This is a genomic window from Aeromonas molluscorum 848 (assembly GCF_000388115.1).
In the GTDB taxonomy this organism is placed as follows: Bacteria; Pseudomonadota; Gammaproteobacteria; order Enterobacterales; family Aeromonadaceae; genus Aeromonas; species Aeromonas molluscorum.
This window is the reverse complement of sequence record NZ_AQGQ01000200.1, coordinates 1-6,637: the sequence shown is the minus strand read 5'-3', so window position 1 is coordinate 6,637 and position 6,637 is coordinate 1. Positions and strand designations below refer to the sequence as shown.

The following is a 6,637-nucleotide window of genomic DNA, read 5'->3' as shown; positions in this document are numbered from 1 at the left end:
GCGCTAGATGAAGGCTTGCAGGGCGCACAAGGTAACCGGGTGCCTGCCAGGTAGTCCTGGATGCATTGCCATACCAGGGGGCTGCGCAGGGCGGCTCTGCGCTGTGCTATCTCGGCCAGGGTAAACCAGTGGCAGGCGAGCACGTCGCCATCGGGATCTGCCGGCCGATGCAGGCCCGGATCGGTGTGAAGGTCAAATACCAGGGCGGTGCGCAGGAAGGTGGCCTCGCTGTCGGCGGGTTTGAACAGGTAGTTGCCGAGCCAGGCCGTGGGCTGGGCCTCTAGGCCGGTCTCCTCCTTGAGTTCGCGCCGCGCCGCCTCAATCAGGGTTTCCCCCGCTTCCACATGACCGGCTGGCTGGTTGAAGCGCAGCTCACCGCGGATCGCCTCCTCGACCAGCAAGAAGCGCCCCTGCCAGTGCACCAGAGCGGCGACCGTCAGGCGGGCGGGCAGATATTCGTGATCCATAACAAGGCTCCTGGGCTGATATGCACAACAAGGTGCAAGGGGCTATTCGAGTTCGCTTAGATAATCGGGGGTTCGGCCCGGCTTGTCACCCGCTGAATGTCATCCCGGGTATCGGCGCCGGGGCGATGAGTGCGACCTTGCCTCAGCAGCCGATGTTGAGAGGGAAAAATGGCCATTGGCAAGGTCCTTGTTTGCGTGCAGGTGGTCCTTGGCTGAACGAACCGCTTCGCAATCCGTTCATCACCTGCTGCCCGTTGTCATGGGCAGGGTCAGATTTTACGGGCAGGACGGCGCGCGCTGGCGCGGCCCGATCCCTTGCCGCTTGCCCCCTGGCTGGTGTTGTCGCTCGCGCCTGAGCGGGACGGACCCTTGGCGGACGTCGTTGCTGGTACCCTGCTGGGCGCCGCTCTTGCTGGACGGGGGGGACGGGCGACGGGGATCTCGCTGCTGGCCAGCTCGCGGCTCTGGCCTGGGGTCAACCCATCCAGGGTCAAGGTACCGATGGCGTAACGAATGAGGCGCAGGGTGGGGTGACCGATATGGGCCGTCATGCGCCGCACCTGGCGGTTGCGGCCCTCGACAATCTTGATCTCCAGCCAGCAGGTCGGGATGGCCTGACGCTCGCGAATGGGCGGGTTGCGCGGCCACACCTCAGGTTCCGCCATGATGCGCGCCTCGGCAGGCAGCGTCATGCCGTCATTGAGTGCCACGCCGGCGCGCAGGGCGGCCAGTGCCTCCTCACTCGGGATCCCCTCAACCTGCACCCAATAGGTCTTGGGGGTTTTCTCCCCCGGTTGGGTGAGCTGAGCCTGGAGCTTGCCATCGTTGGTGAGCAGCAACAACCCCTCGCTGTCCCTGTCCAGTCGGCCTGCGGCATAGATGCCGGGCTCGGTGACATGATCCTTGAGGGTTTCGCGGCCTGCCTCGTCGGTGAACTGGCACAGCACCATGTAGGGTTTGTTGAGCAGCAGTAACTTGCGCTCTTGCGCGGCCATGGGCTGGCGGGCTGTCTTGACATCGCTGCGCCCTGGGGCGGCCGGGCGGGACGAGGGTCGTGGCGAGAGGAGAGGGCGGCTCGGTTTCATGGCATCTGGCATCAATAATGGCGGGGCCACAGTGTATCACAGCACCCTGGCGGCGGGATCTGTCTCCCTGGTGTTGAGACTCCCCAAGAGAGCGCTGAACGGGGCAGGCTGGTCTCGGCCGGCTAGCTCAGCAGCCCCTCGATGACGATGGCGTGACGGCTCTGATGGTTGCTGGCGCAGCGCAGGGCATGGGTCAAGGTCTCATCCATCATGGCCCGGGCCAGCCGGGTCAGGGGTCTGAGCTGAGCGGGGGGCAGTTGCCGGGGGGCGCAGAGCAAGATGATGTGGTGGACAGCGCCTAGGCTGGAGCCCCAGTCGACAGGATCGGGGCTGTAGATCATGGCGAGGGCGGGCTGGCGGATAGCGGCACTGAGCACGTGGGGCATGGCGATGCCCGCCTGGATGATGGTGGCGCTGACTCGCTCGCGGGCCATGAGTTCACTGTGCAGACTAGGGCTGTCTGTGACCAGCTCCCCCGGCAGCAGGCCGGTCAGCTGCGCCAGCACCTGAGGTTTGTTCAGGGGGGCAGACAGGCTAGCCACCTGCGGCAAGGCAAAGTGGTAGTCAGGCTGGCGGGTGGCCAGGCGCTGCTCGGCGAGGTATGCCGTCGTACTGCGGCCAAGGGGTTTGCCCAGCTCGACGCACCAGCAGTTGAAGGCCATGTGGGCAAGCTCGGCATCCAGTCCTTCAATCAACAGCTGGCAGAGATCTCCGGGCTGGGTGGCCAGGGTGAGCAGGGCGAGCAGGCTGCTGGCTTCGGCCGTCTGGCGACGGCTGAGGTTGCTCAAGCGGATGTGCGACTTGAACAGGCCTGCCATGCGGCTCAGTTGCCTGGCCTGGCTGATGCTCAGCCCATGGCGGCAGTAGAGGGTGATCTCGCGGGTCAGCATCAGCGGCCGGGGAGTGGCGCGCTCAGCACGGCGACCGCATTGAGTAGCACAGACTCCAGTGATACCTGGCGCTGGGGGCAGCCGAGGAAGCGCTCCTTCTGTTCAATCTCGATGTCGGAGGCGATCAGCACCAGATCGGCGCCGGCGATATCCCGGGCGGTGAGCACATTCTCGAGCCCCATAGCGCCTTGGGTTTCGACCTTGATCTTCAGACCGAGCTGGGCGGCCGCTTTTTGCAGGGCCTCCGCGGCCATGTAGGTGTGGGCAATGCCGGTGGGGCAGGCGGTAACGGCAACGACTTTCATGGGACCTCGCAATAATGGGGTAGCGCCGGGACAAGATAACGTCTGACCTCGAAATGTCCAACGGACACATACGCCCGGCTAGCTTGCGGTGTGTCGCTGACAACACAAAGAGGCCCAGGGGGGGCCTCTTTGTGGTTCGGGGCTTCTGTTGTTTAAGCGGGTACGGCAGCCATGTTGCCCTTGCGCAGTTTTTTCAGGGCAACCGCCACCACGCCGGTGACGATGGCGCCGCAGATCATGCAGAGCAGGGCCAGCAGCGGCTTGTTGACCGCCCCCAGCAGGGCCACTATGGGGCCACCGTGGGCCACGCTGTTGGTGATGCCGAACAGGAAGGCCATGACGGCGGCGGTCATGCTGCCCAGCACGTTGGCCGGAATGACCGCCAGCGGGTCACGGGCGGCAAACGGAATGGCACCTTCGGAGATCCCCACCAGACCCATGGCACCGGCGGCCTTGCCCGCCTCGATTTCGGAGGCATCGAAGATCCCCATCTTGCGACCAAGCACGGTAGCCAGCGACATGCCAAGCGGCGCCGCCGGTATGGCGCAGGCCATGGCCCCCATGAACTGAGTCTGGCCGGAGGCAATCATGCCGACCGAGAACAGGAAGGCCACCTTGTTGACCGGGCCGCCCATATCAAAGCCAGCCATCCCCCCCAGTACGATACCCAGCAGCACCAGACTGCCACCGCTCATGGAGAGCAGCATGGCGTTCAGACCCGTCATCATGTCGGCAATAGGGGCACCGATGATGAAGATGAAAACGGCGGCGATAAACAGCGATCCGACGATGGGGGCGATCAGGATAGGCACCAGCGGCTGCACCATCTTGTGGTAGTGACGGGTGGCAATCCAGCGCACCAGATAACCGACCAGCAGGCCCGCTATGATGGCACCGATAAAGCCGGTGCCGGCGTCAGCGCCGTAGAAGCTGCCGTTGTTGGCGATCCAGCCGCCGATAAAGCCCGGGGCCAGCGCAGGGCGGTCACCGATGGCGTAGGCGATATAGCCCGCCAGTATAGGGATCATCAGGGTGAAGGCGGCCACGCCCACGTTGAGGATCTGATTCCACATGCTCCCTGCCGGGATCTGCATGCCGCTCGGGGTCGGGTTGCCGCCGATGGCCAGCGCCAGCGCGATCAGCAGACCACCGGTGACCACAAACGGGATCATGTGGGAGACGCCGTTCATCAGGTAGCGATAGAGATCGCCGCTGCCGCCCGTGCTCTTATCCTCTCCTTTCTTGTCCTCTTTGCCTGCCACATAGGCTGGGGCCTTCAGCGCTTGCTCAATGAGACCCTTGCCATCCTTGATGGGGGCTTTCACCCCAGTCTTGATGAGCGGCTTGCCGGCAAAGCGGGCCATGTCCACCTGCTTGTCACAGGCGACGACGATGGCGCTGGCACGGGCGATCTCGGCCGCGGTCGGGCTGTTCTTGACGCCGATGGAGCCGTTGGTCTCCACTTTTACCTCGTAACCGAGCTCCTTGGCGGCACGTTCCAGGGATTCTGCCGCCAGATAGGTGTGGGCGATGCCGGCAGGGCAGCCGGTGACACCGATGATCAGCCCCTTGTCGGCGGCCGGAGTGGCCACTTGCGGCTCTTTCTTCTCGAGCAGCAGGGCCAGCGCATCGGCTGGCGTCTTGGCCGCCAGCAGGGCATCGATAAAGCCCTCTTCAATCAGCTTGGCGGAGAGCTCGGCCAGCACCTCGATATGGTGATTGGCGCCGCCGGCCGGGGAGGCAATCATGAAAAACAGCCGGGAGGGCTTGCCATCTTCGGCGCCGTAGTCGATACCGGCGCGGCTGATGCCGATGGCCACCGCTGGGGTGCTCACAGCCGCACTCTTGGCGTGGGGCAGGGCAACACCTTCTTCAAAGCCTGTGTTGTCCAGCTCTTCCCGGGCCCACAGGTCCTTGATGAACTGCTGCTCATCGCTGACCTTGCCCTGCGCGACCAGCAAGCGGGCCATTTCGCTGAAGACCTCCTCCTTGCGGCTGGCCTTTAAATCGAGCGCGATCAGCTGCTCGTTGATAAGGGTGGTGATCATGGTGTTCTCCCTGCTCCTTGATGGAGCCTGTTGGCATGCCGTGCACACGGCATGCAGACAAAATTGACACGACTATTATCGCGCCGGGGCACACGCCACCCTATCGGACAAATGTGCGAATGACTGGATTTTTGTGCGGAAAGATCACGAGTGTGAGCCTGATCCCAAAGCGAGGTGTTGGGCACCAGTAGAAAATAAAATTGGTTTTTACATATAAAATCATGATGTTAGTAGTATAGCCCTTGCGGCCACATTGCTGTGGCCCTACCAGTCTGGACGGGAGAGAGAAGCTTCTTCTGTAAATTTGTGAGGATATATGATGGAGCGAGATGTGAGCCAACGCACATAAATGGTTGTCATCAGGGTAGCTTGGTGGAGTACAAACTGGAGAAATGGGCTTGGCGAGCGGACTCTCCGGGGCAACCACAGGGTGTAATGAACGGAGGTGAGTTGTACCGCCGATAGCGGTGGCAGGGGTGGGAGTCGCGGTGCATATTGCATCCTGAGGGTGGGCGCGATGAGCCCATCCTCAGGATGCTTGTCAGCGACTCCGGCTGTTGTTGCTTGGTGTGATAGCGATGCACTGGCCAGCCAATTACCGCCATTGCTGCCGCGACACCGATCACGATCTGATAGAGGCGTCCCACCGCCCGCTAAAGCAAATCCATATGAAAATCCTGCCGGATAAGTTCCGGGGTCAAGCCGAGTGGCGCCGTAATGGCCAGGCTGGATATGAATTTCACAAACAATCTGGTTCAGTTTTTTGGGGGACGTCTGTATTGATTCATTCTTGTATCATCCAGTTAGCTTTATTGGGGCGAGTAAGGGACTCCTTGAATATGGATATTTTTCAGTTTGCCATTTCGGAATAAACATCAGGTGCCATTGAATTAAGCATCAACCTACTCCGCTGAAGGTTTCCGTGGCGTTCGAAAATTCAATATCCAAGATACGCCAATACCCGAATCAGCTTTGTTAGTCGAACCGATGGGATTTATTATTTACGTGGCATCATCATCCATAGACCGCAGAGGGCGACACCAATGCCCAGCAACCGAGTGACTGAAAAGGTTTCTCGAAAAAACAACAGTCCAATAGGTAAAAGCAAGAGTGTACCTGCCGCATTGGTCAGGAATGAAGATATCCCTAAATGACCACCGGCTCGATACAGCAATAAGAATCCAAGCTCAATCCCTAAAATTCCCAGCGCCACGCCCGCAACACTCCAGTTTAATATTTGGACGCTGCGGCTACCGTCATAAAAATAAATTCCAGGTAAACATAATAAAAGGGCGATGCCATAACTCAAGGACAGAGATAAAAATGGATTGACACCACTAGGTACAAATTTAATCGAAAGATGGTATACGACCGAACCTGCGACCGCAAGAATGACAGCTAAAACATACATCGTGAACTCCAGCTAAAAAATAAAAGCATGCTCAGTCTAGCGGATGCCACAGTTCATAGGTAGACTGCAAAAATGAATGGCAGTTATAAGATTCCTTTATGACAAATGACTTTGATACCGCACTGCTGCGCTCTTTCGTGAGTGTTGTACGATGTGGCAGCATTAACCGGGCCGCAATATTGCAAGGGAAAACACAGCCAGCGCTTAGCCAACAAATTCAGCGTTTAGAGCAGCAACTAGGCCATGCATTGCTGCTTCGCTCCAACAGAGGAATACGTTTAAGTACGGAGGGGGAGGCGTTATTACCTTATGCAGAACGCATTTTGAGTCTGACCGATCAACTGAGTCTAAAGCCTGCATCACAAGGTAAACTGCATTGCAGTATTGGTTTGGTTGAAGATCTTGTGAGTAATCACTTTACCCGCGTACTA

General features: G+C 59.7%; 6 protein-coding genes and 1 pseudogene. 1 reads left to right on the top strand and 6 read right to left on the bottom strand.

Annotated features, from left to right (window positions below; all coding sequences use genetic code 11):
• Window positions 1-3: 3 nt before the first annotated feature.
• From G113_RS18200 to G113_RS20775, 6 genes and pseudogenes are all read right to left on the bottom strand, one after another.
• Window positions 4-467: pseudogene (locus G113_RS18200) on the bottom strand (NUDIX hydrolase).
• A gap of 269 nt (window positions 468-736) precedes the next feature.
• On the bottom strand, window positions 737-1,552 hold the full coding sequence (locus G113_RS18195) for a pseudouridine synthase (protein WP_005908324.1): 816 nt from the start codon (window positions 1,550-1,552) through the stop codon (window positions 737-739).
• Window positions 1,553-1,674: 122 nt separating this feature from the next.
• A complete protein-coding gene (locus G113_RS18190) occupies window positions 1,675-2,442 on the bottom strand; it encodes a PTS sugar transporter subunit IIA (protein ID WP_005908323.1) in 768 nt (255 codons plus the stop codon).
• Window positions 2,442-2,747, bottom strand: coding sequence for a PTS fructose transporter subunit IIB (locus tag G113_RS18185; RefSeq protein ID WP_005908322.1), 306 nt, complete (start codon window positions 2,745-2,747; stop codon window positions 2,442-2,444). Before G113_RS18185 ends, G113_RS18190 begins: the two co-directional genes overlap by 1 nt.
• Before the next feature lie 152 nt (window positions 2,748-2,899).
• Window positions 2,900-4,795: a PTS fructose transporter subunit IIABC gene (locus G113_RS18180; protein WP_005908321.1), complete on the bottom strand. Its 1,896-nt coding sequence runs from the start codon at window positions 4,793-4,795 to the stop codon at window positions 2,900-2,902.
• Window positions 4,796-5,792: 997 nt separating this feature from the next.
• The gene (locus G113_RS20775) at window positions 5,793-6,206 is read right to left on the bottom strand and encodes an EamA family transporter (protein WP_005908320.1); all 414 of its coding nucleotides are present in this window, start codon (window positions 6,204-6,206) and stop codon (window positions 5,793-5,795) included.
• 98 nt (window positions 6,207-6,304) lie between these two features.
• On the opposite strand from G113_RS20775, the gene G113_RS20770 reads away from it, so the two are divergent.
• A partial coding sequence (locus G113_RS20770) for a LysR family transcriptional regulator (RefSeq protein ID WP_152436099.1) occupies window positions 6,305-6,637 on the top strand: 333 nt, incomplete at its 3' end.

Bases quoted from the DNA above. Each gene is read 5' to 3' on its own strand.
- G113_RS18195 (WP_005908324.1), bottom strand. From the start codon at position 1,552: ATGAAACCGAGCCGCCCTCTCCTCTCGCCACGACCCTCGTCCCGCCCG.
- G113_RS18190 (WP_005908323.1), bottom strand. From the start codon at position 2,442: ATGCTGACCCGCGAGATCACCCTCTACTGCCGCCATGGGCTGAGCATC.
- G113_RS18185 (WP_005908322.1), bottom strand. From the start codon at position 2,747: ATGAAAGTCGTTGCCGTTACCGCCTGCCCCACCGGCATTGCCCACACC.
- G113_RS18180 (WP_005908321.1), bottom strand. From the start codon at position 4,795: ATGATCACCACCCTTATCAACGAGCAGCTGATCGCGCTCGATTTAAAG.
- G113_RS20775 (WP_005908320.1), bottom strand. From the start codon at position 6,206: ATGTATGTTTTAGCTGTCATTCTTGCGGTCGCAGGTTCGGTCGTATAC.